Genomic DNA, 26,158 nt, shown 5'->3' with positions numbered 1-26,158 from the left:
AATCGGGAGGTCGGGGACCGTCGCCGGTCCACGTCAATGGATTTGGCCCGCCAGGGCCCCGCACCCAGAGAAACCCACGGAGTTCGAATGACCCAGGCAGTCAACGCCGCCCAGCCCGCCTCAGCAATGTCGCGCGAGGAGCGCCGGGTTCTGGCTAGCACCCTTGTTGGCACCACGATCGAGTGGTACGACTTCTTCATTTATGCCCAGGCGGCCGGCGTTGTGCTCGGTCCGCTGTTCCTTGCCCCCGTCGCCAAGGAGAACCCGGGCCTGTCCCAGATCATCGCCTTCGCAACGATCGGCATCTCCTTCCTCTTCCGCCCGCTCGGCGCGATCGTCGCAGGCCACCTCGGCGACAGGCTCGGGCGCAAGAAGATGCTCGTGTTCACGCTCATCCTCATGGGCCTCTCGACATCCCTCATTGGCGTCCTTCCCACGTACGCGCAGGTAGGGGTCCTCGCACCGGTCCTGCTGATCCTGCTCCGTGTCCTGCAGGGCTTCTCAGCCGGCGGCGAGTGGGGCGCTGCCCTCATGTCCGTTGAGCACGCGCCGAAGGACCGCCGCGGCTACTTCGGCGCCTACCCGCAGATCGGCGTCCCCATCGGCATGATCCTCGCGACGTTCACGCTGTGGATCCTCACCACCCTCATGGGCCCTGCCTTCAACGAGTGGGGCTGGCGCATCCCGTTCCTGTTCTCGATCATCCTCATCGTCGTGGGCTACGTGATCCGCCGTGCCGTCGAGGAGAGCCCGGTGTTCAAGCAGCTCCAGGAGCGCCAGAAGGAGTCTTCGGCACCCCTCGGCCAGCTCTTCCGCTACAACTGGAAGCAGGTCATCCTCACCGCGGTCATCTTCATCGCGAACAACGCGGCCGGCTACCTGCTCATCGCGTACTTCGCGACCTACGCGGTCAAGGCCCTGAAGATGGATCAGGCCACGGTGCTGCTCGCGACCACCCTCGCGTCCTTCGGATGGCTGATCTTCACGCTGTGGGGCGGGATCATCTCGGACCGGCTCGGCCGCGTGCGCACGTTCCAGATCGGCTACGCGTTCCTGGCGGTGTGGGCGGTGCCGATGTGGTTCCTCATCGACACCAAGAACATCGTCTGGTATTTCACCGCGCTCTTCGTCATGACCCTCGGCCTCGGCCTCTCCTATGGCCCGCAGTCCGCACTGTACGCCGAGATGTTCCCGGCGAAGGTCCGCTACTCGGGCGTCTCAATCGGCTACGCCCTCGGGGCGATCCTGGGCGGTGCGTTCGCCCCCATGATCGCCGAAATGCTCATGAACGAGTTCAAGATGTCCTGGACGATCGGCGTGTACATCGCGGTCACCGCGGTCATCTCGCTCATCGCAGTCTCGCTGGTGAAGGAGACCAAGGGTGTGGACCTGCACGTCGCCGAGGCGCACGCGGAGTACGTCCACGAGCATCCCGAAGCAACACGCTGATCGGGTGGCCACACACTAGGAGCACCTGAAGAGGCGGCGGGTCCTCCCATCCGGGAGGGCCCGCCGCTCTGCCGTGAGCGGCCTTACCCGCCGTCAGCGGACGGTGGGTGGCGCCGTCGCACGTCTCCTGAGGCAAGGCCCACGGCGCTTCCCAGCCCGGACGCGCTCGGCGGTAGGGTATGCCGGTGAGCACGGCCCTGAATCCCGCTGACGGCATCGAGATCTCCTACGAGGCCGCGGGGGAGGGCCCCGCCGTCGTCCTCCTCCATGGCTCGGCCCTGTCCAAGGCGATCTGGCGCGGCCTCGGCTACGTCAGGGCGCTCGACGGCTTCAGAGTGGTGCGGGTCGACCTGCGCGGACACGGGCGCAGCGGCAAACCGGACTACGCCGATGCCTACCGCATGACGAGCCACACGGGAGACGTCCTCGCGGTGCTTGATGCCGAGGGGATCCATCGGGCCCACCTGGTGGGGTACTCGCTCGGCTCGCGTGTCGCCTTCTCGCTCGCGGCCACCGTCCCCGATCGCATCACCTCTCTGACCGCGCTTGGCGGAACGTACCGGCCACAAGGGGGAGAGGTGGCAAAGGTCTTCTTCCCCGGGTACCTCGAGGCCCTTCAAACAGGGCGCATCGAGGCGTTCGTGGAGGGCCTCGACGCGGCGGGGAAGCGGGTGGACCCGGCGACGCGCCAGGCGTTCCTCGCCAATGATCCTGCCGCCCTCTCGGCGTGCTTCACGGGCACCGAGGAAGATCCCGGGCTACCTGAGGCGGTCGTCGCCCAGCTCACCCTCCCGGCGCTCCTCATGGCAGGCACGCGTGATCCCCAGCGGCTCGCAGACTCGAGGCGTGCCGCCGAGCTCATGCCGAACGCCAGGCTCGTCGAGCTGCCGGGCCGAACGCACGCCGCAACCCTCGCCCCCGCGGGCCCCATCCTCGACGAGCTCGTGCCGTTCCTGCGTGCGGGCTCCCGATGACAGTCATTCGCACGAGCGCGTCCGCGGCACCCGTGCAGCCCGCACCGCTCGGATCTGCCATGGCGAGGAAGGAGCGAAGGCGCAACACCTTGGCGAGGATGACTGAGTACAGCCTGGTTCCACGGGCAGCCAACCCGCTCGCGTCTCTGGGCCGCCGCGTCCTACCGTGGAGGTGACGGCACGGTGGCATGCCCCGGAGGTTGCCCGCCCACGCGGGGTAGTACCCGGTGCAGGGTCAGGTCCGCGCGCGGCGGGCCCGGCCAGGCAAGGAATGGGAGGCGAGCACATGGCAGACTACGGGCCAGGCCGTCGGCGCGAAGAGGAGCTGCGGCGTCGGCTCGAGCGCGCCGCCGAAATCCGAGCAGGGGAGGTGGCGCAGAGCCCCGAGGAAGCCGAGGAGATCGCCCGAGAGGACGAGCTCAACCGCAGGCGGCGCAAGGTCGACTCCGCCCGCCGCGCCGACTACATCGTCCGCGATGCCATCGCGCGTGGCGAATTCGACCACCTCAAGTACGCAGGCAAGCCGATTCCCAATCTGGACAACGTCCATGATCCCGACTGGTGGCTCAAGGGGCTCATCGAGCGCGAGCAGCTCACTGGCCTCGGCCCCGAGGCGCTCGTCCTGAGAGTCGAGGACGCGCGCCTCACGGAGACGCTGGACGCGCTCTATACCGAGAAGCAGGTCCGCGAGAGCGTCGAGGCGTTCAACCGCCGCATCGTCGAGGCGCGCCGCCAGCTCTTAGGTGGGCCCCCGGTGGTCACGAAGCTCAGGGATGTCGAACGTGAGGTCGCCCAGTGGCGCGAGCGGCGCACGGCATCCGAGGCTGTGCGGGCCGCGGAGGAGGCGCACGACGCCGCCGCCCGGCCGCCGCGGTTCTGGGACCGCGTGCTCCGGCGCTGGCGGGGAGGCTGAGCGCCGTGCGTGCCTACACGCACAACCCAACCCTGATACCGGGCCGAATGCCCTCGAACGGCCCGTCAGTTGGGTCTTGAGGAACGGCGAAGCGGAGCCGAGGCTCAGGACCCCGACTCCGCTCAGTCACCACGGGTGGCGAGGTCAGTAGCTTGCCGGCCTGTCGCCGTCGTGCGCAGGCACTCCGTCTGCAGGCGCTCCTTCCGTAGCAGGAGCCGCGAAGCGTGAGGCGAGCTCCTCGCTCGAGCGGGCCAGGATGGACACGTCAGCGCCCACGAGCACGAACTGGGCGCCGTGGTCGAGGTAGTGCCGAGCCGTCGCCTCGACGAACGCGTTGACCCCCGCGGGCTTGCCCGTTGCGCTCGCCGCGGCAAGGCAGCGCTCGACGGCGGCACGCACCTCGGGGTGCTCCTGCTGGCCGAGCAGCCCCATCGACGCGGCCAGGTCGGACGGGCCGATGAAGATCCCGTCCACTCCGTCCACGGCGAGGATCTCCTCGACGTTGTCCACGGCCTCTGACGTCTCGATCTGCACCATGAGCGAGATCGTCTCGTCCGCTCGCGCGAGGTAGTCCGGGATGCGGTTCCACCGCGCTGCGCGCGCGAGGGCGGAGCCGACGCCGCGGACCCCATGCGGGGGATAGCGCACGGCGGCGGCAGCGGACCGGGCCTGCTCGGCGGTACTGACCATCGGGATGAGGAGGTTCTGCGCCCCGAGGTCGAGGTACTGCTTGATGAGCACCGTGTCATTCCAGGGCAGCCGCACCATGGGCAGCACGGGGTAGCCGTGGACCGCGTGCAGTTGGGCGAGGACCGACTCGAGCGAGTTGGGGCTGTGCTCGGCGTCGATGAGGAGCCACTGTGCGCCCGAGCCGGCCATGATCTCGGCCACGAGCGAGCTCCCAGAGCATACCCACAGGCCGATCTGGGGACCCTCGCCCGCGGCCGCGGAGGCCGCGAGCGCGTGGCGGAACGTCCGTTCGGGTTCTAGACGAAACGGCATGTCACTGTCCCCAGAGGCCCGTAGTCCGCGAACACCGTGTCGCCCTCGTACACCCACATGGGCCGCGTGAACGAGCCCGCCAGGATGAGGTCCCCTGCACGCAGGTCCTGCCCGTGCTGGGCGAGCTTGTCCGCGAGCCATGCCACGCCGGTTGCCGGGTGGTTGAGGACACCGGCCGCCACGCCGGTCTCGATGATTTCCTGGTTGCGGTACAGGAGGGAGGACACCCAGCGGAGGTCTACATCGTGCGGCCGCACCGGGCGCCCGCCGACCACCATGGCGCCGAGCGCGGCGTTGTCCGAAATCGTGTCCACGATCGTGCGGCCCTCCATTTCGATCCGCGAGTCTAGGATCTCGAGCGCGGGCACCACGTAGTGGGTCGCGTCCAGGACGTCGAACATGGTCACGCCCGGTCCTTTCAGGTCGCGCCCGAGCTTGAAGGCGAGCTCCACCTCGATGCGCGGGTGCGTGTAGCGCTTCCACTCGACGACGGCACCGTTCTCGAGGACCTGGTCGTCGAAGATCACGCCGTAGTCCGGCTCGCTGATGCCGGTGGCGGCCTGCATGGCCTTGGACGTCAGTCCGATCTTGCGGCCGGCCACCCGCCGCCCCTCGGCCTCGAGCCTGCTGGCCCAGAGCTTCTGGACCGCGTACGAGTCCTCGACGTCCATGCCCTCGTAACGTGTGTGCAGGAGCGGGACGGGCGTGCGCGTCCGCCCCGCCTCCACGAGTTCGTCGGCGATTGCCGCGATGGTCTCCTTGTTCAGCATGGCTCAGAGCTGGTGGCCGATTTTGAAGCCCTTCGAGGCCTCGCCGCGGTACGAGCCGGACTCGTCGTCTGCCCGGGTGTAGGAGAACCCGTCGGCGCCGATGGTCACTGCCATCTCGGAGGCCTCGGTGCGCTCGACGACGGGCTGCGGGTTGCCGTCGAGGTCCAGGACCAGCGAGGCCTCGGTGTACCAGGACGGGACCACCGGGTTGCCCCACCAGTCGCGGCGCTGGTTGTCATGGACGTCCCACGTGACGACGGGATTGTCAGGATCGCCCGTGTAGTAGTCCTGGGTGTAGATCTCGACGCGGTGGCCGTCCGGGTCGCGCAGGTAGAGGTAGAACGCGTTCGAGACGCCGTGGCGGCCGGGTCCGCGCTCGATCGCATCGGACATGCGCAGCGCTCCGAGCTTGTCGCAGATCGCGAGGATGTTGTGCTTCTCGTGCGTCGAGAACGCGACGTGGTGCATGCGGGGGCCGTTGCCACCGGTCATCGCAGTGTCGTGGACGGTGGGCTTGCGGCGCATCCACGCGGCGTAGACCGTGCCCTCCTGGTCCTGGATGTCCTCGGTGACGCGGAAGCCGAGGTCCTGCATGAATTTCGTGGCACGCGGGACGTCCGGGGTGACCTGGTTGAAATGGTCGAGGCGTACGAGGGCGCCGGGGGTGTACAGGTCGTAGCGCCACGCGAGGCGCTCGACGTGCTCGACGTCATAAAAGAACTCGTACGGGAAGCCGAGCGGATCGGTCACGCGCACCGACTCGCCGATGCCCTTGGTGAAGCCATCCTTGCGGCGCTCCACCCGGCAGCCGAGCTCGGTGTAGAACGCGACGGCCTTGTCCAGGTCCTCGGGGGTGCGAACCCGGTAGGAGAAGGCGGCGACGGCGGCGACGGGGCCCTGGCGCAGCACGAGGTTGTGGTGGATGAACTCCTCGAGCGAGCGCAGGTAGACGGCGTTCTCGTCCTCCTCGGTCACGGTGAGGCCGAGCACGTCGACGTAGAAGTCGCGCGAGCGCAACAGGTCCGTGACCACGAGCTCCATGTAGGCGCAGCGCAGGATGTCCGGCGCCGGGACCGACGGAGTCGGCACCGGGTTGTCGGCTTTGATGGGGGCCTCCTGGGACACGTAGAACCCGGAGGAAGTGAGGGTCATGTCTTCACGGTTGGTCATGGCAGCGTCCTTGCTTTCTGGTGGTGCGGGGCGGTGGGGCCGGTTCAGCGGGGGTCCGGGTCGTCGAGGTCGGTCGGCGCATGGGTCTCGGCCTCGGCCTCCTGGGCCTTGCCGAAGGTGGGGTTGTGCACCTTGCCGAGCGTGATGTGCACGGCCTGCTGGTCGGTGTAGAAGTCGATCGAGCGGTAGCCGCCCTCGTGCCCGAGTCCCGAGGCCTTCACGCCACCGAACGGGGTGCGGAGATCGCGCACGTTGTTCGAGTTGAGCCAGACCATGCCTGCCTCCACGGACTGCGCGAAGTTGTGCGCGCGCTTGAGGTCGGAGGTCCACACGTACGCGGCGAGGCCGTACTTGGTGTTGTTGGCGAGATCGAGGGCCTCCTCATCGGAGTCGAATGGCGTGATCGCCACGACGGGGCCGAAGATCTCCTCCTGGAAGATGCGGGCATCCGGCTTGACGTCCGCGAAAACGGTCGGCGCCACGAAGTTGCCGAACTCGAAGCCCTCCGGCTGGCCGCCGCCGGCAACGAGGCGTCCCTCGTTCTTGCCGACCTCGACGTAGCCCATGACCTTCTCGAAGTGCTCGGGGTGCACGAGCGAGCCGACCTCGGTCTCGGGATCGTGCGGGTAGCCGACCTTGACGCGCTTGGCCTGGGCGGCGTAGCGCTCTACGAACTCGTCGTAGATGTCGCGCTGGACCAGGATGCGGCTTCCGGCCGTGCAGCGCTCGCCATTGAGGGAGAAGACCCCGAAGATCGTTGCGTCGATCGCCGCATCGAGGTCCGCGTCCGCGAATACGATGGCGGGGCTCTTGCCGCCGAGCTCCATCGACAGGCCCTTGAGGTACGGGGCCGCGTTGCCGAAGATGATCTGACCGGTGCGGCTCTCGCCAGTGAAGGAGATCAGCGGCACGCCGGGATGCTTGACGAGCGCGTCGCCGGCGTCCTCGCCGAGACCGTTCACGAGGTTGAACACGCCGCGGGGGAGGCCCGCCTCCTCGAAGATCCCCGCCCACAGGGAAGCGGACAGCGGGGTGAACTCGGCTGGCTTGAGCACCACGGTGTTGCCCGTGGCGAGTGCCGGGCCGAGCTTCCAGGACTCGAGCATGAACGGTGTGTTCCATGGGGTGATGAGGCCCGCGACACCGATCGGCTTGCGGTTCACGTAGTTGATCTGGCGGCCGGGCACCTTGAACGTGTCATCCGCCTGGGCCACGATCAGATCCGCGAAGAAGCGGAAGTTCTCAGCCGCGCGGCGGGCCTGGCCGAGCGCCTGGGTGATCGGAAGGCCGGAGTCGAAGGACTCCAGTTCGGCCAGGCGCGCGTCCCGGGACTCAACGATGTCGGCGATCCGGTGCAGCACGCGGGAGCGCTCACGGGGGAGCATCTTCGGCCAAGGGCCTTCGTCGAACGCGCGCTTGGCGGCAGCGACGGCGAGCTCGATGTCGGCCTTCTTGCCGGCGGCGGCCTTGACATACACCTCGTTGGTCACGGGCTCGAGCACGTCGAACGTGTCGCCGTCGACCGAGTCCACGAACTCGCCGTCGATGTAGTGCTGGATACGGGCCGGGAGGTCCTGAGGAACGGTGTGGTTGCTCACGGTGAGGATCCTTCGCTAGTGGAAATCTGAAGAGTGGGTGGGAGACGGAGGTGGGTGCTAGAGGGTCGGGAAACCCGGGTTCTCACCGGTGTGGGCGAGGTAGGCGGTGAGGGTCGCCGAGCGATGGCGTCGCGCCGCGAGCTCGATCTCGGAGGTGGGAGCGCCATGCTCGATGAGGTCGAGGAGGCCCTCGTGCTCCTCGATCGACTGGCTGGCACGCTCGGGCACGTAGCTGAAGGTCGAGCCGCGCAGCGCGTTGAGCCGGTTCCACCCCCGGTGGACGAGGTCGAGGATGTGCGGGTTCGGGCAGCGCTCGAACAGGACGGAGTGGAACTCCCGGTTGAGCGCCGTGAACCCGACGGGGTCGAAGTGGAGCGGGTCAGAATGACCAGAGCCAGCGGCGAGGAACTCGCGCATCCGCTCGTTGACCTCGCGGGCAGCGGCGATATCCGCGGCTGTGACTGCTGGCGCCGAGAGTGCGGTGGCAGCGCCCTCGACGAGGCTGAGCGTCTGCATCGTGTACAGGTACTCGGTCGGGTCGATCCCGGCCACTGTGGCTCCGATGTTCTTCTCGAACGTCACGAGCCCCTCGGCCTCGAGCCGCCGCACGGCCTCACGCACGGGCACCACCGAGACATCGAGCTTGTCCGCCACCTGCGAGAGGACGAGCCGGGCTCCCGGGGCGAGCCCGCCCGAGACGATCTGCTCGTGGAGCCACTCATAGGCGAGTTCGGACTTGCTCGCCGAGGGAGGGGCAACGCTCATGACTGGTCGGCGCCCGTCTGACGCTGCGCCTGGCCCGCGAGGTACTCCTCGTACTTCGCGCGCCATTGGGCATTCATGGGGAACAGCCCGTCAACGGCGTGCCCCTCCATGACCCGGTCCGCGACCCAGGCCTCCATGCGCTCCTGGGAGATGGCGTCGTCTGCGATCTCCTCGACGAGCGAGGGAGGGATGACCACGAGTCCGTCCTCGTCGCCCACGATCACATCGCCAGGCACCACGGCAGCACCGCCGCACGCGACGGTGTCGTCGACGCTCCACGGCACGTGCCGGCGGCCGAGGACCGCTGGATGCGGGTTGGCGCCCCATGCGGGGATGTCCATCCCCGAGACGGGGCCGAAGTCGCGGATGCCGCCGTCGGTGATCACGGCCGCGGCTCCCAGCACCTGGGCCCGGAGCGCGAGCACGTCGCCGAGCGTGCCGGTGCCTTTCTCGCCGCGGGCGTCCATGACGAGGATGTCGCCCGGGCGGAGGGAGTCCACGGCACGCTTCTGCGCGTTGTAGCCGCCGCCGAACTGCTTGAAGAGGTCTTCGCGTGCGGGGATGTACCGCAGGGTCCGGGCGGTTCCGACCACCTGGGCGCCCGGCTTGGTCGGGGTAAGTCCCTCAATGTGGCAGTTCTGGATGCCGCGCTTGCGCATCTGCACGCTCAGGGTCGCGGTGCCCACGCTCTTGAGCTTCTCGGTGAGCTCGGGGGTGAGGACGCTTGCCGGGCGGGAGTCCTCGGCGGACGACGGCGCCGCCTCGCCTTCCGCTGCACCCTCCCCGGAGGCGATTCCAGCGGCCTCGGCGGAACCCCACGCGTCGATGCGGTCCGCGTCGGTCAGCTTGGGCAGGGCTCCGTAAGGCTCGAGGACGAGCGAGGAGTCAACCACGGTGTTGGTGAGCCGCCCGGTGGTGAGCGTTGCGCCGTCGTGCCCTGCTCCCCCGAGCGTTGCGCCGTCGACCTCGATCTCCACGACGTCTCCCGGCTCGGCGACCGTGGCGCCGGCCGGGGTGCCGGTGAGGATCACGTCGCCGGCCTCGAGGGTCATGAGGCGGGATAGATCGGCGATGAGCTGGGTGAATGGGAAGATGAGGGTCGAGGTCCAGTCCTCCTGGATGAGCTTGCCGTTGATCCACATCCTCACGCGGAGACCGGCCGGGTCCACCTCCTGTGCGGGCAGCAGGGCCGGCCCGATCGGTGCGATTCCGTCGCCGCCCTTCGAGCGCAGGTTGGAGCCCTTGTCCGGCCAGCGCAGGTCGGCCAGGCCAGCGTCGTTTGCCGCGGTGACGTAGCCCACGTGCGCCCAGGCGTGCTCAGGGGAGACGTTGCGGGCGTCGGCGCCCATCACGAGGGCGACTTCGCCCTCGACTGTGACGAGCTCGACGCCCTGCGGACGCTCGAGCTTGGCGCCGTTCAGTGCGAGCGAGGTCGCGGGCTTGAGGAAGTAGGACGGCACTGCGGGAGTGCGTCCGCGCTGGGCGGCGCGGCTGGGGTAGTTCAAGTGGACGGCGATGACCTTGCCGGCGCCGCTGATGGTGTCCTGACGCAGCTGCTCACGCTGTTCTGCTCGCTCCACGGGTCCCTCTCCCTCGAGTTGCAGCCCCTCATCTCAGAGGGAGCCAAATCGTATACGATCATCGTATACGATCCAGTGTGCCGTGGAACACCCAAGCCGTCAACCCCTGCCGCCGACGAATCCGGGACCTCGTGCTCTAACCCTTGACGACCGGCGCTCCCATCGTCAACGCATGAGTGAGAAGACCGTTGCCCCGCGCACTTGGGCTGAACTCCCAGCACGCAAGAAGGCCGCCGTGTGGATCCTTCTTGCCCTGGGGGCAGCAGGCCTGTTGACCGCGGTGCCGACCTTCGTCTTCCTGTTGGGGATGAGTGGATCCGTGTCCCCGATGACCGCGCTGCCGGCCATGACCATCTATTCGGTCATGATCCTCGCCAGCCTCACCGACATCGTCTGTGCCCTGTCCCTGCGCCGCGGCGGGCGATGGCCGCGGCTCGTCGTCACACTTGTTCCCGCAGTCGCGCTCGTCCTGATGTTCGCCGCCATGGTCCTAGGCCTCATCGATTCCGGCCGGTACACGCCGCACCAGCTTCCGTTCGGAACCGTTCTCCTCTCCGCCGCCGGCACTGTCCTGACCCAGGGCGTCACTGTCCTTCTGGTCTTCGTGCCCGTGGGGCTGCTGTGGAGCCGCGCTGCGCGGCCATACTTCGGCCCCAGGAGCACCGAGTCCACGCCGTGACGGGGCCGGGGTCTGCTGCGAGTCAGGGCCGGGCGAGGAAATCGATCGCAGCCTGTTTGAACGCCCGCGCCGTGACCACATTGACGTGATTGCGCCCGGGGACCACGAGGACCTCGGCGGAGGGGGCGAGGCCCTTCAGGACCTCGAGGGCGGCGACGCGCTCGTCCTTCTCGCCCGCGACCATGAGGACCGGCTGAAGGGGCACCGCCTCGGCCGCATCGAACGGCTCCTCCTTGATGCCCTCCACGAGCGAGAGGAGCGCGTACATGTCGGACGCGGGGGAAGCCTGCGCTATGGCCACCAGATTGGCCGTGGAGGCGTCCTCGACCGGCGTCCCATCGGCGAGGAACCGCTGGGCGGCCGGGAGGTCGAACTCCGCGAGTGGGTCACGGCTCGACGGGCCCCCGAGCACGAGGCGCCGCACGAGGGCGGGCTGGGTTGCCCCGAACTCCCAGGCGAGCCGCGAGCCGAGCGAGTACCCGATCACGTCGAGCCCGCTGTCCCGCCGCATGTCCGAGATCGGCCTCGCACCCGCATCGGTGACGATCTGCAGGAGGTCGGCTCGGATCCGTCCCGGGGTGTACGAGTCGACGTCTTCGGGCGCCGCACTCGCACCGTGGCCCGGAAGGTCGACGGCGATCACGCGCCGCCCTGCCTCGAGCAGCGCTGAAATCCACCCGCTCTGCTCCCAGTTGAGCGCCACTGAGGAGGCGAATCCGTGGATCAGGAGCACGGGCGGGAGCGCGGCGGGGGACTCGGGCTCGGCCACGACCAGGTGGAGCCCCGGATCCGTGCCTTCGACTGTGTGCTGGACCGCGGTTCCCGCGTGCTGCCCTGCCATCATGTGCGCCATCTCCTCATCGACCGCGGCCGCACCGCGTGCTCCTTCGAGGTCCAGCGTGGACCCCTGCATCAATCCTCGTCCAGAGGGGTGTTCAGGCGCACGCGCCGCTTCGGCGTGCCCTCTGAGGGGACCGTGCCCACGATCCCGGCCGTTTCGTCCGCGACCTCGAACACGATGAGGGGCTCGCCGACCTTGATGACCTCGCCGGGCGCGCCGTACACCTTCTTGACGACGCCTGCCTGCGGTGACGGCAGCTCGAGGGCGGACTTGGTGGTCTCAACCTCGACCATCGGCTGGTTGCGCTCGACCTGGTCGCCCTCGGCGACGAGCCAGTCGAGCACGGTGGCCTCGATGAGGCCTTCGCCGAGGTCGGGGAGGGGGAAGGAAATCTCAGCCACGCTTGTACTCCAATACTCTCTGGATGCCGAACAGGATGCGGTCGACATTCGGGATGTACTCGTCCTCCAGGTCGCCTGACGGGTAGGGCACGTCGAAGCCGGTCACGCGCTCGACGGGCGCTTTGAGCGTGCGGAAGCAGCGCTCGGTGATGAGCTGGGCCACTTCCGCGCCCAGGCCGGCGGTGAGCGGTGCCTCGTGCACGACGACGGCGCGGCGCGTCTTGGCGACGGACGTCGCCAGAGCCTCGGCATCGATCGGCTTGAGCCAGCGGAGGTCGAGGACCTCGACGTCGATGCCGTCCTCGGCGGCGAGCTCGGCGACCTGCAGGCAGCGGGCCACCATGGCCCCCCAGGCGACGAGGGTGAGGTGCCGTCCCGGTCGGGCGACGCGTGCCCCGGTCGCCTTCCACGCCTCGGGCGCGGCGGCGGCCGACGGCGAGGCGTCGCCGTCGTGCGCGCCCCTAGCCTCCGCGTCGGCGCTCTCCAGCTCCGTGACCACCGGGCCCTTCTGCCAGTAGCGGGACTTGGGCTCCATGAACATGACGGGATCGTTCATGCGCACCGCAGCCTTGAGCAGCGTGTAGCCCTGCTGCGGGTCGGCGGGGGAGACGACCTTGAGGCCCGGCACGTGCGCGAAGACGGCCTCGAGGCTCTCCCCGTGGTGCTCGGGGGCACGGATCCCCCCGAAGCTCGGCACGCGCAGGGTGACCGGCATGGGAATGGTGCCGCGCGAGCGGTAGTGCATGCGGGCCAGCTGAGTGACGATCTGATTCATCGCGGGGTACGCGAAGCCGTCGAACTGGACCTCGGGCACGGGCCGGAAGCCGGCCATGGCGAGGCCGATCGACATGCCGAGGATGCCGGACTCGGCCAGGGGCGTGTCGAACACGCGCTCAGCCCCGTGCGCGACGGCGAGCCCGTTCGTGACGCGGAAGACACCGCCGAGGGTGCCGACATCCTCGCCAAGGACCAGGACCTTCGGATCCTCGGCGAGGAGCTCGTCGAGTGCGAGGTTGAGGGCTCCCTGCAGGGAGAGCTCGCGGGTGTCGGTGATGATCTCAGGCATGTTCGGACTCCTCGCGCCATTGGCTCTTCTGGCGCTGTAGCTCGTGAGTGGGCTCGTCGAAGACGAGGTCGAACATCTCCGCGCCGGGGCGCGGCCCCAGGGAGAGGACGCCGGTGCGGACCTCCTCGGCCTCCGCCGCGGCCTTGGCATCGCGGGCGTCGAGCGTCGCCTCGTCCGCGATGCCGGCCGCCAGGATGCGCTCGCGCAGCCGGGCGATCGGGTCGGCGCCGCCGTCGGTTCGCTCCTCGTCGAGCGTGCGGTAGCGACCTGGGTCGTCGCTTGTCGCATGCGGCCCGCGGCGGTAGGTCATGGCCTCGACGATCACGGGGCCGCGGCCCGCCCGGGCATGGGCGACGGCGCGCCGGGCCGCCTCGAGCACGGCGGCGGCCTCGTTGCCGTCGATCTGGAGTGCCGGGATACCGTAGCCGGCTCCGCGGGCGGCGACGCTCCCACCGGCCACCTGCCGTTCTGTCGGCACCGAGATGGCCCAGCCGTTGTTCTGGACGAAGAACACGACAGGCGCCTTGAAGACAGCCGCGAAGTTCATGGCCTCGTGCACGTCGCCCTGGCTCGAGGCGCCGTCTCCGAAGTACGTGAGGGCCACGGCCAGCCCGTCCCGGGCACGCGCTGCGGGGCCGGCGCCCAGAGCCACGGAACTGGCCTGGAGCGTCTGGCCGTGCGCCCAGCCCACAGCGTGCAGTACGGAACCGCCCACCACGGCCTGGATCGGGGCGACGTGCGCTGCAGTGGGATCCCAGAGACCCCCGTGCCAGGTGGCGAGGTGGGTGGCCATGTACTGCACCATGTCCACGCCTGCGGCCCGGGCCACGCCCATCTCGCGGTACGTGGGAAAGATGAAGTCGCGGGAGAGGTCCATCGCGAGGGCCGAGCCCACCTGGGCGGCCTCTTGGCCGAGCTCGGGAGCGTAGGCGGGCAGGATGCCCTGACGCTGCCAGGCGATGGCCGCCTGGTCGAGGTGCCGCACGGCCGTCATGAGCCGGTAGAGCTCCAGGAGCTCGTCGCCTGTCACGCGGGCGGCCTCGGGCAGGTCGGGGACGGGCCTTGGGGGTGCCCCGGCGCGTCCGGCGCGGCCAACCGTCATCCTCGGAGGTACTGAAGTCTGCATAGCACGACGGTAGATCCGCACCTCATTCTGTGCAATATGTCCACTATTAACTAGACATTTTGTTTACTCGAGGAGAGTTGGTGTTCCACGTCACTGAGCATCGTGCACACCGGCGTCGGGGTGAGACTGGCGGGGCCCGGACCCACGCGCTGGATGCGGTGGTTCCGGGCCCCGCCGAGGGCTCGTTGGGTCAGGCCGGGCACTGCGGTTTCGGCCGTGTGTGGCTCAGCCGCGTGCTGGCCCTGCCGGCTGGTTCGCAAGTGAGCGTCGGCGCAGCCACGACCCGCCCGCAATAACGGCCACGAGGGCGAAGGTGCTCAACAGCTGCGTGCGGCTGTCGGCACCCGCAAGGCCCACGGCGAAGGTCGCCGCGAGGAGCAGGACTCCGAACCCCGAGAGCCACGGGAATCCGGCCATCCGGAGGGGCAGCCGCGTGCCGGCGGCGTCCGCCCTGCGGCGGAGGATGATCTGGGAGACGAGGGCCGAGCCCCAGACGACGAGGCACGTGGAGCCCACGAAATTGAGCAGGAGCGGCAGGACGTGGTCCGGGAACAGCAGCTCGAGGACGGTGGCGATGAAGCCGAACGCGACCGACGCTGCGACGGCGAGTGCGGGAACCCTGGCACCGGTCAGCGCCTTGAGGGCGCGTGGGGCCTCCTGGCGCTCGGCGAGGGAGAAGATCATGCGCGAGGCGCCGTAGAGGTTGGCGTTGAGAGCCGAGAGCAGGGCAACGACGGCCACGAGGGTGATGACGGTCGCGGCGCCGGGAAGGCCTGCCATGTCGAGGACGCCGGCGAACGGGCTCTTCAATTCGGGAGAGTTCCACGGGATCACGGCCGCGATCACGAAGATGGAGCCCACATAGAAGACCATGATGCGCCACACGACCGTGCGGACCGCACGGCCTACGCTGCGCTCGGGGTCTCGCGTCTCGGCTGCAGCAACCGAGACAATCTCGGTGCCGCCAAAGGCGAAGGCCACGACGAACAGGCCTGTGGCAATACCCGCCATGCCGTTGGGTGCGAAACCGCTGTCGATGGCGAAGTGGCTCAGGCCGGGGGAGGAGGCATTGGGGATCCAGCCGAGGAGCAGGGCGGCACCGACAAGGAGGAAGGCGACGATCGCTGCGACCTTGAGCAGGGCGAACCAGAACTCGAACTCGCCGAAGTTCCGCACGCCCGTGAGGTTCACTGCCGTGAAGAAGCCCATGAAGATCAGGGCCATGAGCCATACCGGCAGCATGGGGAAGACTGTGGCCAGGAGACCGGCTGCGCCGAGCGCCTCAGCGGCGATCACAACCACGAGCTGGGCCCACCACAGCCAGCCGATGGTCGCGCCTGCCACTGGGCCGAGCGCCTTGCCGGTGTACACCGAGAAGGCGCCGCTGTTCGGGTTCGCGGCAGCCATCTCGCCGAGGGCCCACATCACGATGATGATGAGGGTGCCTGCGACGAGGTAGGAGATGAGGACTGCGGGTCCGGCTGCCTGGATCCCTGCTCCGGAGCCGATGAAGAGGCCGGCTCCGATCGCGCTGCCGAGCCCCATCATCGTGAGCTGGCGGGGCGACATGGAGTGTCCCAGCCTCGGTTCCTGCGTCGTCTTCGACGAGGTGGCGAGGCCATCTGACGTGTGCATAGCTGTCATTTCCGTCTTTCGGATCAGCGGTGGCCGCGCGTGGGGTGGTCGCGTCGGGCCAGAGGACCTGATGACCATAGCGCCTTTGTGTCGACCGTGTGTGGTGCACCTCACGGGCCTGTGCACACTGTGCAGTATCCGCTCATTGGACCCTGCTGCAGTTGACAGAATGCGCAGTGCATGCGCAGCCGGTCATCAATCTGTAGCATTCGGGGTACCCCTTGCCAGCATCTGGAGGAACGCATGAAGGTCGATGAGCTCGACGCCAGGATCATTCGTCTGTTCACCGACGAGCAGCGCATGAACGTGCTCGAGGCGTCTCGGATCCTCAAGGTGGCCCGGGCGACCGTCCAGGCCCGGCTCGACCGCATGGTCGCCAGTGGCGTCATCGGGCATTGGGCGCCGCACGCCCAGCCTCAGGCGTTCGGGTTCCCTGTCCTGGCCTTCTGCTTCCTGACCATCAACCAGGACCTGGGGCACGATGCAGTCGCCACGGCGCTCGCACGAATCCCCGAGGTGCTCGAGGTGCATACCGTTTCTGGGGACAGCGACCTCATGGCGCGGGTCGCGGCCCGCTCGAACTCGGACCTCCAGCGCGTCCTGGACGCCGTCACTGCCACCCGGGCCGTGGTGCGCTCATCCTCCGTGATTGTCCTCAACACTCATTTCGAGGGACGTACCCTGCCGCTGCTCGAGGCCGCAGCGAGAGGCTGAGCCGCAGCTTCGCCGCAACGTCACTTTTTGCCCTCGCCTGCGCCGAGGCGTATCATTAGTTAGAGTCAAATTGACTTTAACTCAGGGTTACGGAAAGCAGTTAGGGAAAGCAAGCGCGCCGACAGCCGTTTGCAGAAGCACTGTTGCGGCAGGGAGGCGGCGCATGAGCGGGATGTTCGATCCAGCGCCCGCCCGCGCTGCGGCCAGCCTCGGCGCGAACGTTGCCGAACGCGCTCAGCTGCCGCCCTCGCTCGCCATTTCGACCGTGATCTTCGCCCTCACCCCCGACCATGCGCAAGGAAGCGAGGCCCAGGGGCGGCCCACGCTCTGGATCCCGCTCGTGCGCCGCGTCAGGGAGCCCTTCCGAGGCCAGTGGGCGCTCCCCGGCGGTCCTCTTGCGGCCGTCGAGTCCCTCGAGGACGCCGCCCGGCGCAACCTCAAGGAGACCACGGGCCTCGCGCCCGAGTACCTCGAGCAGCTATACGCCTTCGGCGGTCTCAACCGCTCAAGCCGGCCCGAGCGCGGCAGCCAACGCGTCGTCTCGATCGTCTACTGGGCACTCGTGCGGCCTACTGAAGCCGAACTCCTCGGCACCGGGGAGGAGCTGTTGCACCCTGAGAACGTGGCGTGGCACCGAGCTGACACCGCCGGCCACCGCGAGGGAAGCCTCGCCTTCGACCATCGGGAGATCGTCGACTACGCCCTGTGGCGCCTGCGCAGCAAGCTCGAGTACGCCCAGATCGCCTACCACTTCCTCGGCGAGACGTTCACGCTCGCCCAGCTCCGCGAAGTCCACGAGGCCGTCCTCGGCCGGCCCCTCGACCCCGCCAACTTCCGCCGTCAGCTCAAGGGCATGGCGGAGATCGAGCCGACGGACCAGTTCCTCGAGGGCGGCCGCCACCGTCCTCCACGGCTCTACCGCTACACGGGGGCGCGAGGAGGACTCGATCCAAGCACTGGGCCGCCCTCGCCCGCGGACCCATGGCCGCAGTCACCTTCATCGGACTCACCTCCGCCCGGCTCAACAGCATCCCTCAGGAGCACGTCATGACATCTGTCGCCACCGCCATCAGCCTCTCTGCTCGACCGGGGGGTGCCACGAGCACCTGCAGCCCGGATCTGGCCAAGGGTCCGTGGGAGTTCGATGCCGGAGAAGCACTCCGCGGTGCGCCCGCCTACGGTCCGGGCGCCTCGAGCGGCGACCACGCGCCGTCGTCCACCCCCCGTCAGGGCCAGCTGCCGCAGGAGTACAAGGACGCGACCGAGGCGGAGCTCCACGAGCGCATCACCGCGGCGAAGGAGAAGCTCGGGAACCGCGTGGTGGTAATGGGCCACTTCTACCAGCGCGACGAGGTGGTGCAGCACGCGGACTTCGTCGGTGACTCGTTCCAGCTCGCCAACGCCGCCCTCACCCGGCCGGACGCAGAGGCGATCGTCTTCTGCGGAGTGCACTTCATGGCCGAGACTGCGGACATCCTCTCGCGCGAGGACCAGGCCGTGATCCTGCCCAACCTCGCGGCGGGCTGCTCGATGGCGGACATGGCTGACATCGATTCGGTCGAGCAGGCGTGGGCCCAGCTCGAGGACCTCTTCGGCACTGAGCCCGACGCCGACGGGCGCGTACCCGTCATACCGGTCACCTACATGAACTCCTCGGCCGCGCTCAAGGGCTTCTGCGGAGAGCATGGCGGGATCGTGTGCACGTCCTCGAACGCCGGCACCGTGCTCGAGTGGGCCTTCGAGCGCGCCCAGCGCGTCCTGTTCTTCCCCGACCAGCACCTCGGCCGCAACACCGCCAAGGCAATGGGCGTGCCGCTAGAGCAGATGCCGATGTGGAGCCCGCGCAAACCGCTCGGCGGCAACGACGCGGCCACGCTCCAGGACTCCCGCGTGATCCTGTGGCACGGCTTCTGCTCGGTCCACAAGCGCTTCAACGTGGCCCAGATCGAGAAGGCCCGTGCCGAGTACCCCGGCGTGCGCGTGATCGTGCATCCCGAGTGCCCCATGGAGGTCGTCGACGCCGCGGACGAGTTCGGCTCGACCGACTACATCCGCAAGGCCATCGCCGCCGCCACCGAGCCCACGGTGTTCGCCATCGGCACTGAGGTCAACCTCGTCAACCGGCTCGGGGCCCAGTACCCGCAGCACACGGTCTTCTGCCTCGACCCCGTGATCTGCCCGTGCTCGACCATGTACCGCATCCACCCTGGCTACCTCGCCTGGGTCCTGGAGGGCCTCGTCGAGGGAGAGGTGCGGAACCGCATTGAGGTCCCCCCAGCTGTGGCCACGACGGCCCGCGTCGCCCTCGAGCGCATGCTGGCGGCACGGCCGTGACCAGAAGTCGCACGACGCCGCGCCGGCGCCTCGCGATCCTGGGCAGCGGCGTCGCAGGGCTCACCGCGGCCGTCCGCGCGGCGACCGACCCGGCGGCGCGCACCGACGTCGTCCTCCTGACCAAGGCGCGGCTCACCGACAGCAACAGCATGCTCGCCCAGGGCGGGTTCGCCGCTGTGCTGCCCGAGGGCCAGCGGACCCCCGGGGACACGGTCGCGAGCCACATGGCGGACACGATCGCTGCCGGCGCCGGCCACGGCAGCCGCCCTGCGATCCAGACGATGTGCGCCCAGGCGGCCGAGGCCGTGGACGCCCTCCTCTCCCACGGCGTCGCCTTCGACCGCGACCCTGACGGCAGCCTGGCCCTCGGCCTCGAGGCAGCCCACTCGTTCCCCCGCATCCTGCACGCCGGCGGGGACGCGAGTGGGGCCGTCATCACCCTGGCCCTGGCCGACTCCGTCAGACGGCTCGAGGCCGAAGGCCGGCTCACCGTCATCGAGTACGCCCAGGCCAGTGACATCGTCCTCGACGCGGGGACAGTGGCGGGAGTCGACTACACCGACCTGGGCGGACGGCACCACCTAGCTGCAGACGCAGTCCTGATTGCCACCGGCGGGGCCGGCCAGCTCTTCTCCCAGACCACCAACCCCGCCGTCGCGACGGGCGACGGCCTCGCGCTCGCCTTCCGCGCCGGAGCGGTCCTGGCCGACCTCGAGTTCTACCAGTTCCACCCGACGGCCCTCGAGACTGTAGGCCCCGACGGTCGTCAGCGCTCACAGCTCGTCTCCGAAGCAGTGCGCGGAGAGGGCGCCGTGATCCGTGACGCCCACGGACGCCGATTCGTGGCCGACTATCACCCGCTGGGGGAGCTCGCCCCCCGCGACGCCGTGTCCCGGGCCCTCGCACTGCACCGCAGGGCCGGCGGCGGCCAGGCCTACCTCGACGCCACCGGTCTCGAGGACCTCCACGGCCGCGGCTTCCTGGCCCGGCGTTTCCCGGGGCTCGACGCAATGACCAGGGCCGCCGGCTTCGACTGGCGACGGGACCCCCTGCCGATCGGCCCCGCTGCTCACTACTGGATGGGCGGGATCGTCACGGACCTCGAGGGCGCCACGAACATCCCTGGACTGTACGCCGCCGGGGAGGCGGCCCGCACCGGGGTGCACGGGGCGAACCGGCTCGCTTCCAACTCGCTCCTCGAAGGTGCCGTGTTCGCCGCGCGCGCAGTGGACCACGTCCTGACCAGGGGAGCTTCTGGCGATGCTTCGGGGGCGGAGGGGCAGAGCTCCGCCGCGACGGACGCAGGCCGGGGCGGGCCACTGGTCCTCGAGGGCATTCCCGACCCCGCCGCTGAACTCCTCAGCGGGGGCGCTGGCCGCTCCCGCCTTGCCGAGGCCATGCAGGCCGACGCGGGCGTCCTCCGAGATGCGGACGGCCTGGGCCGGCTCGCCAGCATCCTCGGCTCCTGGTCGGCCGACGATCCTGAGACCGCGAACCTCCTGCTCCTCGGCCGACTCCTCACGGCGGCCGCGGCCGCCCGGGAGGAGTCCCTCGGAGCCCATTTCCGCCTCGACTTCCCGCAGCGCAGCCTAGCCCACGGCCCCACCGGCCACGGCGCGGCCGGGGCGCGGGCGAGGATCGACGTCGTCCGCCAGCCCGAGCTGGCAGGAAGGACCGCCTGACATGGCAGCCACCACCCCCACCCCCCTTGCCCCGGGCACTGTGGCCGTCTCCCCGGAGCAGACGGCGCCCATCCCGCTCCCGCCCGCGGCAGTGCGCCACGTCCTCGAGTTGGCGTACGCCGAGGACGCCCCGAGCGGCGACCTCACCTCGCTCCTGCTCATCCCAGCCCAAGCCCGAGCCACGGCCGAGCTGCGCGCCCGGGAGGCCGGCATCTTCTCCGGGGGACCGGTCATCGAGGCCGGCTTCCGCCTGCACGACCCGGAGGCAGCCGTCGAGCTCGTCGCCGCGGAAGGGGAGGCGTTCGACGCCGGCGCCGTCCTCGCGCGCGTGACAGGCCGGGCGCGGGCCATCCTCACGGCCGAGCGCGTGGTCCTGAACCTCGTGCAGCGCCTCAGCGCTATCGCGGCGGTCACCGCCCGATATGTCGCGCTCACGGCCGGCACGAGGGCGCGCATCGTCGACACGCGCAAGACGACGCCCGGCCTGCGCGAGCTTGAGCGCTACGCCGTGCGCTGCGGCGGGGGGCGGAACCACCGCTTCAGCCTCTCGGACGCCGTGATGGCCAAGGACAACCACCTCGCAGTCCTGACCGGCGGCGATGCCTCCCGGCTCACCGGTGTCCTGAGCGCGGCCCGCGAACGGCTCGGCCACACGACGCACTTCGAGGTCGAAGTCGACCGCATCGAGCAGATCGAGCCCGTCCTCGCCGCCGGCGTGGACACGATCATGCTGGACAACTTCACGCCCGAGCAGCTCCGCGAGGGTGTGGCCATGATCGCTGGCCGGGCAATCGTCGAGGCGAGCGGCGGCGTGAATCTCGGCACGGTGGCAGAGATCGCGGCGACGGGCGTGGACGTCATCTCCGTCGGCGCACTGACCCACTCCGTCGTCAACCTCGACCTCGGGCTCGACGTCGTGGTCGACGTCACCGTTGGCACTCCCGGCGGGGAGCCCGTAACGTCATGATCTACCTCGATTCCGCCGCCACGACGCCCGTGCGGCTTGAGGTCCTGGAGGCCATGTGGCCCTACCTCACCGGGGAGTTCGGGAACCCCTCGAGCCACCATGAGCTGGGTGCCCGTGCGCAGGAGGGGCTCGAGGCTGCTCGTGCCGAGGTCGCCGCGGTCCTGGGCTGCCGCCCGTCCGAGGTTACCTTCACGTCGGGCGGTACCGAGGCGGACAATCTCGCGGTCAAGGGTATCGCGCTGGCCCGCCGTGCGGCGGACTCCAGGCGGAACCGTGTGGCTGTGAGCGCGATTGAGCACCCCGCCGTCCTCGAGTCCGCCCGGAGCCTCGCCCGCCTGCACGGGTTTCAGGTCGACGTCGTGCCCGTGGACTCCGTGGGCCGCGTGACGCCGGAGGCGCTCGCCGACGCCGTGGGGCCGCAGACCGCCGTCGCCTCCATCATGTACGCGAACAACGAGGTCGGCACGGTGCAGCCGGTTCCAGAGCTTGCCGCGGCATCCCGGGCTGTCCGCGTGCCGTTCCACACAGACGCTGTCCAAGCCGCCGGCTGGCTGCCTCTGGACGTCCGCGCGTTGGGCGTCGAGGCGCTCTCACTCTCGGGGCACAAGCTGGGTGCACCCAAGGGCGTCGGGGCGCTCTTCGTCGCGGGACGGGTCGCCGTCGAGCCCCTCGTGGACGGGGGCGGCCAGGAGCGCGGGCTGCGCTCGGGCACGGAGAACGTCGCCGGCGCCGTCGCGTTCGCCACCGCGCTCCGCCTCGCCGATGCCGAGCGCACGACGTCGGCTACGCGCCTCGCCGGCCTGCGCGACGCCTTCATCGGACGGGTCCTGGCGCTGGTTCCCGATGCCATGCTGACCGGCCACCCCACGGAGCGGCTGCCCGGCAGCGCCTCGTTCTGCTTCCCCCGGGTCAGCGGAGAGTCCGTGCTTCTCGAGCTCGAGCGGCGCGGCATCGTCTGCTCGTCCGGATCGGCCTGCGCGGCGGGGTCCAGCGACCCGTCACACGTCCTCACAGCGATGGGCATCGCCCCGGTGGTCGCCCTGACCGCCGTTCGGTTCACGCTGCCGGGCACCGCCGATGCCGAGGAGCTCGACCGGGCCGCTGACGCCGTGGCGCAGGCTTACGACGCCGTCGCCAGCCTCGGAACGCGTTAGCCCCCGGTGAGGGGAACGGCGCGGGTCAGTCCCTGACCCGCGCCCCACTCCGCTGTCCCGACAGATGACGGTGGGACCTGGCCATGCCTGCTGCGGACGCGACGGTGAGGCTCGCCAGCAGCAGGAAGTAGGGCACATAGAGGTAGAGGTACCGGGACCGATTCTCGAAGACGGCCAAGAACACCACCAGTGCGAGCAGCGAGATCCTCATCATCGTCGCGGCGGGGCTGAACAGCGTCCGGCTGCGCAGCGCTAAGGGGGCGACGACCAGCAGGAGCACCACGAGCCATCCGGCCTGCCACAGGGTCCGGATGATCCCAGTGTGCTCGCCCTGCACGGTGAAGTAGTGCCGGATGGTGGCGCTGGAGATGTCCTCTGCCGTGAAGTTGTCCCTCTGGCGGGCGAGCCCCTCACCCCACGCGAAGAATGATCCGTCTCCCACCGACCATGTCATCTTCGTCACGATCTGCTGCGCATACCCGATCGGGCCCATTTCTTGCACTCGCTCGAGGTACACGTCGATCCCGTTCTGGAAGCGCTCCTGCGGATCCTTGATGCCTAGGGTTTCGCGGATGTCATCCTCCTGAAAGCTGCCGCGTCCGGTTGAACCGAGCTTGAGAAAGTGGGTCAGTGGCACTTGGGAGGTATTGGAGCGCAGGTCGACCTTGACCACGCCCGCATCCTGCAGGGCTCCCTGGACCGCGACGGCGCTGCCGAGGAGCACCGCTGCGGAAATGGCCACGGTCACGACTTCTGCGATGAGCCGTCGCCGGATTTCCACCTTCCATAACAGGGTCACGGCCCACGCCGCCATGAGCGAGAACAGCACCGTGGGCTTGATCTGCACTCCGACCGCGGCGACCATGGCGGCCACGCCCCAGAGGCCGAGACGCGCGGGAAGCGAATGCCCCCGCCCGGCAACGACGAGCCACAGTATTGCCGCCGGGAAGAACATCCCGAAGGTGTCGGAATAGGGGACGGAGTTCCAGCCCCCGAGGGCAACGAAGAGGAAGGACGGCACGAGGAAGAAGACCGCGGCGGCGTACCCGGCGAGACGGCGCGCCACCGAGGCCACGAGCAGCACGCTCGCTGACATGATGATCGAATGCAGCACAATGGCCGCCAGCAGGGGGTCCGTTCCGCCGAAGCTCCTGATTGCGCTGAAGTACACCCAGAGGACCCACGTCAGCATCAGGTTGTTGGGGTACCACTGGTAGTAGCGCTCGGCGGGTGCGAAGGGTTCCCCCCTGGAAAGGGCGGTCGCCGTGTCCAGCACCATGCCGGCGTCCCAGTCCAGCGGGATGCGTACTGCGGCGCCGAGGGCAATCTGGACTGTCACGAGGACCGCCCCGACCAGCACAAGGAACGCAGCCCATAGAGCGCGGTGTCTGCCCGGGAAGAACGATCCCACCCGCGCGCATCCCCGGAACAGGAGAGGCAGCAGGGCCAGGATGGCGGCTGCGAGGATGAGGACGGGGCCTTGGTCGTACTTCACGAACTCGTCGTTCACCGGCTGGATGAGTGCCGGAACCAGCAGCAAGAGGATGATGCTGCAGAACAGCCACGTGGCGATTCCGAGCGGCCACGCCAGGCCGGACCGTTGTTCCAGAGCCTGGAACGCGCGTCGCCCGAAGGCGGCATAATCCCGGACGATCACGTCGAGGCCGCCTACCAGGAGCCCGCCGGCAGCTCCTGCCAGCGTTGCAGCGGGCACCGGAAGAACGGGCGGCGCGAAGGCCGCGAAGCAGAGGACCGCGGCCACCCCGCCGAACAGCAGTCTCAGCGGGAGGAACCTCACGTTCACGGCGCGGGCTTCCGCGCGCCTAAGCATGGCCAGCAGCCCTCGGTTCGCGGAAGACCCACAGGCGCATGAGGGTGAACGTGCAGACAGCGACGACAGCTGTTGCGATCAGCTGTGCCGGAATCTGGGCCATGCCGGCACCTGTCACGAGGGAATTCAACACGACGTAGTTGACCCCGTAGCCCACCGCATTCGCCAGGAGGAACCGCAGCAGCGAGGGCCAGACGGGACCGCCGTGCCCGAAGGTCCATGCGCGATTGCCCCAGAAGCTGATGGCCATGCCCACAAGGTAGCTGGCCGTCATGGCCTCGATATGGCCTGCCCCGAGCAGCGACGCGACTACGAACAGCGCGTATCCCACTCCATTGTTGATGACGCCGACAACGCCGAACTTGAGGACCCGTCCCAGTCTGCCGGGGGTCCTGTCCGCCACCTCGGTCACCGGGCCTCGACCCTGCCGAGGTCCTGGATCTGCGATGGTCCGCGACGGAAGGTATCCACTCCGCCCCGGATGACGGATCTCACCGTGTAGAGCGGCCGATCCTGGACTTCACGGTAGATGCGGCCGATGTATTCGCCGAGGATTCCGAGCATGCTGATCTGCAGGCCGCCGACGAACAGGACGCTGATGACGATGAACGTCCAGCCCTCCACGACGTTCTCCGGCGCGAAGAGCTTCATGGCCAACGCGTAGAGGGCCCCGAGGACGGCCAGACCGGATGCCAGGAACCCAACGCGCGAGATGATGATCAGGGGGAAGGTCGAGAAGCCCAGGATTCCGTCAGCAGCCAGTTTCAGCATCTTGCGGAGCGGATAGCCGCTCTGGCCGCTCAGCCGCTCGTCGCGGTCGAACGGGACGGCAACCTGCGTGAAGCCGACGTGGCTGACCATCCCGCGCAGGTACCGGTCGACTTCGCGGTACTTCTTCACTTCATCGACCACACGGCGGTCCATTAGCCTGAAGTCGCCGGTGTTCTGGGGGATGTCGATGTCGGAGAGCCTGCTGAGCAACCGGTAGAAGGCGGCAGCGGTCATGCGCTTGAACAGCGAGTCCTTCCGGGTCCGCCGCTGCGCGTAGGCGACGTCGGCGCCCTCGCGCCACGCTGAGACGAGTTGGAGGACCACCTCGGGCGGGTCCTGGAGATCGGTGTCCATGATGACGACGGCGTCGCCCCGCGCGATGTCGAGTCCGGCCGTCACGGCGATCTGGTGACCGAAGTTGCGGGAGAAGTCGAGGACTGTGACGCGGCGGTCGGCACTGCTGATCTGACGAAGGATCTCCAGGGACGTGTCACCGCTTCCGTCGTTGACGTAGACGAACTCCGCGCGGAAGTCGGCCGCCTCGGTGATCTGTTCCAGACGCATATGGAGGGTCTGGATATTGCCGGCCTCGTTGTGCACGGGGAGCACGAAGCTGACCAGGTCCTGCCCGACCTGACGATTCGGCTCCTCTGGGTTCTCAGGCACAGAGTCGAGTATAGAGGCGTTTCCGAGGCCCTCCCTCCCACACGCCGGCCCCGGCCACCACTGTCCGCCC

Annotated in this window: 24 protein-coding genes; 10 read left to right on the top strand and 14 right to left on the bottom strand. The window is 69.0% G+C overall.

What is annotated here, in order from left to right; translation table 11 throughout:
* The first annotated feature begins 87 nt into the window (after positions 1-87).
* The 3 genes from LF262_RS02905 (at position 88) to LF262_RS02895 (ending at position 3,336) form a co-directional block, all read left to right on the top strand.
* Positions 88-1,449 carry an MFS transporter gene (locus LF262_RS02905; protein ID WP_235778755.1) on the top strand — a complete coding sequence of 454 codons (1,362 nt, stop codon included), beginning with the start codon at positions 88-90 and terminating at the stop codon, positions 1,447-1,449.
* A gap of 179 nt (positions 1,450-1,628) precedes the next feature.
* Positions 1,629-2,423: an alpha/beta fold hydrolase gene (locus LF262_RS02900; RefSeq protein ID WP_268933481.1), complete on the top strand. Its 795-nt coding sequence runs from the start codon at positions 1,629-1,631 to the stop codon at positions 2,421-2,423.
* 286 nt (positions 2,424-2,709) lie between these two features.
* Positions 2,710-3,336 (top strand): DnaJ family domain-containing protein, encoded by a 627-nt coding sequence (locus LF262_RS02895; RefSeq protein ID WP_235778753.1) that lies wholly within the window; start codon positions 2,710-2,712, stop codon positions 3,334-3,336.
* A 144-nt stretch (positions 3,337-3,480) separates the two neighbouring features.
* Here LF262_RS02895 and LF262_RS02890 read toward each other — a convergent pair whose 3' ends face one another.
* From LF262_RS02890 to LF262_RS02865, 6 genes are read right to left on the bottom strand one after another with little or no spacing between them, the layout of a single operon-like run.
* The gene (locus tag LF262_RS02890; protein WP_235778752.1) at positions 3,481-4,338 is read right to left on the bottom strand and encodes an HpcH/HpaI aldolase family protein; all 858 of its coding nucleotides are present in this window, start codon (positions 4,336-4,338) and stop codon (positions 3,481-3,483) included.
* Positions 4,323-5,108, bottom strand: coding sequence for a 2-oxo-hept-4-ene-1,7-dioate hydratase (gene hpaH, locus LF262_RS02885; RefSeq protein ID WP_235778751.1), 786 nt, complete (start codon positions 5,106-5,108; stop codon positions 4,323-4,325). The genes LF262_RS02890 and hpaH overlap by 16 nt, the downstream gene beginning before the upstream one ends.
* Before the next feature lie 3 nt (positions 5,109-5,111).
* A complete protein-coding gene (gene hpaD / locus LF262_RS02880; RefSeq protein ID WP_235778750.1) occupies positions 5,112-6,278 on the bottom strand; it encodes a 3,4-dihydroxyphenylacetate 2,3-dioxygenase in 1,167 nt (388 codons plus the stop codon).
* 44 nt (positions 6,279-6,322) lie between these two features.
* Positions 6,323-7,876: a 5-carboxymethyl-2-hydroxymuconate semialdehyde dehydrogenase gene (gene hpaE, locus LF262_RS02875; RefSeq protein WP_235778749.1), complete on the bottom strand. Its 1,554-nt coding sequence runs from the start codon at positions 7,874-7,876 to the stop codon at positions 6,323-6,325.
* 57 nt (positions 7,877-7,933) lie between these two features.
* Positions 7,934-8,641 carry a GntR family transcriptional regulator gene (locus LF262_RS02870; protein WP_235778748.1) on the bottom strand — a complete coding sequence of 236 codons (708 nt, stop codon included), beginning with the start codon at positions 8,639-8,641 and terminating at the stop codon, positions 7,934-7,936.
* Positions 8,638-10,221, bottom strand: coding sequence for a fumarylacetoacetate hydrolase family protein (locus LF262_RS02865; RefSeq protein ID WP_235778747.1), 1,584 nt, complete (start codon positions 10,219-10,221; stop codon positions 8,638-8,640). The genes LF262_RS02870 and LF262_RS02865 overlap by 4 nt, the downstream gene beginning before the upstream one ends.
* Positions 10,222-10,393: 172 nt before the next feature.
* Between LF262_RS02865 and LF262_RS02860 the strand changes: the two genes are divergently transcribed.
* Entirely contained in the window at positions 10,394-10,900 is a 507-nt protein-coding gene (locus LF262_RS02860) for a hypothetical protein (RefSeq protein WP_235778746.1), read from the top strand.
* A 22-nt stretch (positions 10,901-10,922) separates the two neighbouring features.
* Here LF262_RS02860 and LF262_RS02855 read toward each other — a convergent pair whose 3' ends face one another.
* The 5 genes from LF262_RS02855 to LF262_RS02835 form a co-directional block, all read right to left on the bottom strand.
* Entirely contained in the window at positions 10,923-11,741 is an 819-nt protein-coding gene (locus LF262_RS02855) for an alpha/beta fold hydrolase (RefSeq protein ID WP_235779281.1), read from the bottom strand.
* Positions 11,742-11,812: 71 nt separating this feature from the next.
* Positions 11,813-12,142, bottom strand: a complete 330-nt coding sequence (locus tag LF262_RS02850; RefSeq protein WP_235778745.1) for a biotin/lipoyl-containing protein — start codon at positions 12,140-12,142, stop codon at positions 11,813-11,815.
* Positions 12,135-13,208, bottom strand: coding sequence for an alpha-ketoacid dehydrogenase subunit beta (locus LF262_RS02845; protein WP_235778744.1), 1,074 nt, complete (start codon positions 13,206-13,208; stop codon positions 12,135-12,137). Before LF262_RS02845 ends, LF262_RS02850 begins: the two co-directional genes overlap by 8 nt.
* Positions 13,201-14,202: a thiamine pyrophosphate-dependent enzyme gene (locus LF262_RS02840; protein ID WP_235779280.1), complete on the bottom strand. Its 1,002-nt coding sequence runs from the start codon at positions 14,200-14,202 to the stop codon at positions 13,201-13,203. Before LF262_RS02840 ends, LF262_RS02845 begins: the two co-directional genes overlap by 8 nt.
* Positions 14,203-14,559: 357 nt before the next feature.
* Complete coding sequence (locus LF262_RS02835; RefSeq protein ID WP_235778743.1) at positions 14,560-15,903, bottom strand: amino acid permease; 1,344 nt, start codon at positions 15,901-15,903, stop codon at positions 14,560-14,562.
* Positions 15,904-16,212: 309 nt separating this feature from the next.
* Between LF262_RS02835 and LF262_RS02830 the strand changes: the two genes are divergently transcribed.
* The 6 genes from LF262_RS02830 to LF262_RS02805 all read left to right on the top strand — a co-directional run bounded on the left by LF262_RS02830 (position 16,213) and on the right by LF262_RS02805 (position 22,820).
* Positions 16,213-16,683, top strand: a complete 471-nt coding sequence (locus tag LF262_RS02830) for an Lrp/AsnC family transcriptional regulator (RefSeq protein WP_235778742.1) — start codon at positions 16,213-16,215, stop codon at positions 16,681-16,683.
* A gap of 163 nt (positions 16,684-16,846) precedes the next feature.
* Positions 16,847-17,734, top strand: a complete 888-nt coding sequence (locus LF262_RS02825) for an NUDIX hydrolase (protein ID WP_235778741.1) — start codon at positions 16,847-16,849, stop codon at positions 17,732-17,734.
* The gene (gene nadA / locus LF262_RS02820; RefSeq protein WP_235778740.1) at positions 17,731-19,017 is read left to right on the top strand and encodes a quinolinate synthase NadA; all 1,287 of its coding nucleotides are present in this window, start codon (positions 17,731-17,733) and stop codon (positions 19,015-19,017) included. Before LF262_RS02825 ends, nadA begins: the two co-directional genes overlap by 4 nt.
* On the top strand, positions 19,014-20,699 hold the full coding sequence (gene nadB, locus LF262_RS02815) for an L-aspartate oxidase (protein WP_235778739.1): 1,686 nt from the start codon (positions 19,014-19,016) through the stop codon (positions 20,697-20,699). The genes nadA and nadB overlap by 4 nt, the downstream gene beginning before the upstream one ends.
* 1 nt (position 20,700) lies before the next feature.
* Positions 20,701-21,666, top strand: a complete 966-nt coding sequence (gene nadC, locus LF262_RS02810) for a carboxylating nicotinate-nucleotide diphosphorylase (RefSeq protein WP_235778738.1) — start codon at positions 20,701-20,703, stop codon at positions 21,664-21,666.
* Positions 21,663-22,820 carry a cysteine desulfurase family protein gene (locus LF262_RS02805; RefSeq protein WP_235778737.1) on the top strand — a complete coding sequence of 386 codons (1,158 nt, stop codon included), beginning with the start codon at positions 21,663-21,665 and terminating at the stop codon, positions 22,818-22,820. The genes nadC and LF262_RS02805 overlap by 4 nt, the downstream gene beginning before the upstream one ends.
* 25 nt (positions 22,821-22,845) lie before the next feature.
* Here LF262_RS02805 and LF262_RS02800 read toward each other — a convergent pair whose 3' ends face one another.
* Genes LF262_RS02800 through LF262_RS02790 form a run of 3 tightly spaced genes read right to left on the bottom strand, consistent with a single transcriptional unit; the run spans position 22,846 to position 26,088 of the window.
* Positions 22,846-24,624, bottom strand: a complete 1,779-nt coding sequence (locus LF262_RS02800; RefSeq protein WP_235778736.1) for a glycosyltransferase-like membrane protein — start codon at positions 24,622-24,624, stop codon at positions 22,846-22,848.
* A gap of 19 nt (positions 24,625-24,643) precedes the next feature.
* Positions 24,644-25,063: a GtrA family protein gene (locus LF262_RS02795; RefSeq protein ID WP_235778735.1), complete on the bottom strand. Its 420-nt coding sequence runs from the start codon at positions 25,061-25,063 to the stop codon at positions 24,644-24,646.
* Entirely contained in the window at positions 25,060-26,088 is a 1,029-nt protein-coding gene (locus LF262_RS02790) for a glycosyltransferase family 2 protein (protein WP_235778734.1), read from the bottom strand. The genes LF262_RS02795 and LF262_RS02790 overlap by 4 nt, the downstream gene beginning before the upstream one ends.
* Between the last annotated feature and the right edge of the window lie 70 nt (positions 26,089-26,158).

It is taken from the genome of Sinomonas notoginsengisoli (assembly GCF_021554725.1).
In the GTDB taxonomy this organism is placed as follows: domain Bacteria; phylum Actinomycetota; class Actinomycetes; order Actinomycetales; family Micrococcaceae; genus Sinomonas; species Sinomonas notoginsengisoli.
This window is presented reverse-complemented; position numbering and strand designations above follow the sequence as displayed.

What these genes read in the sequence shown, in the direction of transcription:
- LF262_RS02905 (WP_235778755.1), top strand. Translation starts at nt 88, where the DNA reads ATGACCCAGGCAGTCAACGCCGCCCAGCCCGCCTCAGCAATGTCGCGC.
- LF262_RS02900 (WP_268933481.1), top strand. Translation starts at nt 1,629, where the DNA reads ATGCCGGTGAGCACGGCCCTGAATCCCGCTGACGGCATCGAGATCTCC.
- LF262_RS02895 (WP_235778753.1), top strand. Translation starts at nt 2,710, where the DNA reads ATGGCAGACTACGGGCCAGGCCGTCGGCGCGAAGAGGAGCTGCGGCGT.
- LF262_RS02890 (WP_235778752.1), bottom strand. Translation starts at nt 4,338, where the DNA reads ATGCCGTTTCGTCTAGAACCCGAACGGACGTTCCGCCACGCGCTCGCG.
- hpaH (WP_235778751.1), bottom strand. Translation starts at nt 5,108, where the DNA reads ATGCTGAACAAGGAGACCATCGCGGCAATCGCCGACGAACTCGTGGAG.
- hpaD (WP_235778750.1), bottom strand. Translation starts at nt 6,278, where the DNA reads ATGACCAACCGTGAAGACATGACCCTCACTTCCTCCGGGTTCTACGTG.
- LF262_RS02870 (WP_235778748.1), bottom strand. Translation starts at nt 8,641, where the DNA reads ATGAGCGTTGCCCCTCCCTCGGCGAGCAAGTCCGAACTCGCCTATGAG.
- LF262_RS02860 (WP_235778746.1), top strand. Translation starts at nt 10,394, where the DNA reads ATGAGTGAGAAGACCGTTGCCCCGCGCACTTGGGCTGAACTCCCAGCA.
- LF262_RS02855 (WP_235779281.1), bottom strand. Translation starts at nt 11,741, where the DNA reads ATGGCAGGGCAGCACGCGGGAACCGCGGTCCAGCACACAGTCGAAGGC.
- LF262_RS02845 (WP_235778744.1), bottom strand. Translation starts at nt 13,208, where the DNA reads ATGCCTGAGATCATCACCGACACCCGCGAGCTCTCCCTGCAGGGAGCC.
- LF262_RS02840 (WP_235779280.1), bottom strand. Translation starts at nt 14,202, where the DNA reads ATGACGGCCGTGCGGCACCTCGACCAGGCGGCCATCGCCTGGCAGCGT.
- LF262_RS02835 (WP_235778743.1), bottom strand. Translation starts at nt 15,903, where the DNA reads ATGTCGCCCCGCCAGCTCACGATGATGGGGCTCGGCAGCGCGATCGGA.
- LF262_RS02830 (WP_235778742.1), top strand. Translation starts at nt 16,213, where the DNA reads ATGAAGGTCGATGAGCTCGACGCCAGGATCATTCGTCTGTTCACCGAC.
- LF262_RS02825 (WP_235778741.1), top strand. Translation starts at nt 16,847, where the DNA reads ATGAGCGGGATGTTCGATCCAGCGCCCGCCCGCGCTGCGGCCAGCCTC.
- nadA (WP_235778740.1), top strand. Translation starts at nt 17,731, where the DNA reads ATGACATCTGTCGCCACCGCCATCAGCCTCTCTGCTCGACCGGGGGGT.
- nadC (WP_235778738.1), top strand. Translation starts at nt 20,701, where the DNA reads ATGGCAGCCACCACCCCCACCCCCCTTGCCCCGGGCACTGTGGCCGTC.
- LF262_RS02805 (WP_235778737.1), top strand. Translation starts at nt 21,663, where the DNA reads ATGATCTACCTCGATTCCGCCGCCACGACGCCCGTGCGGCTTGAGGTC.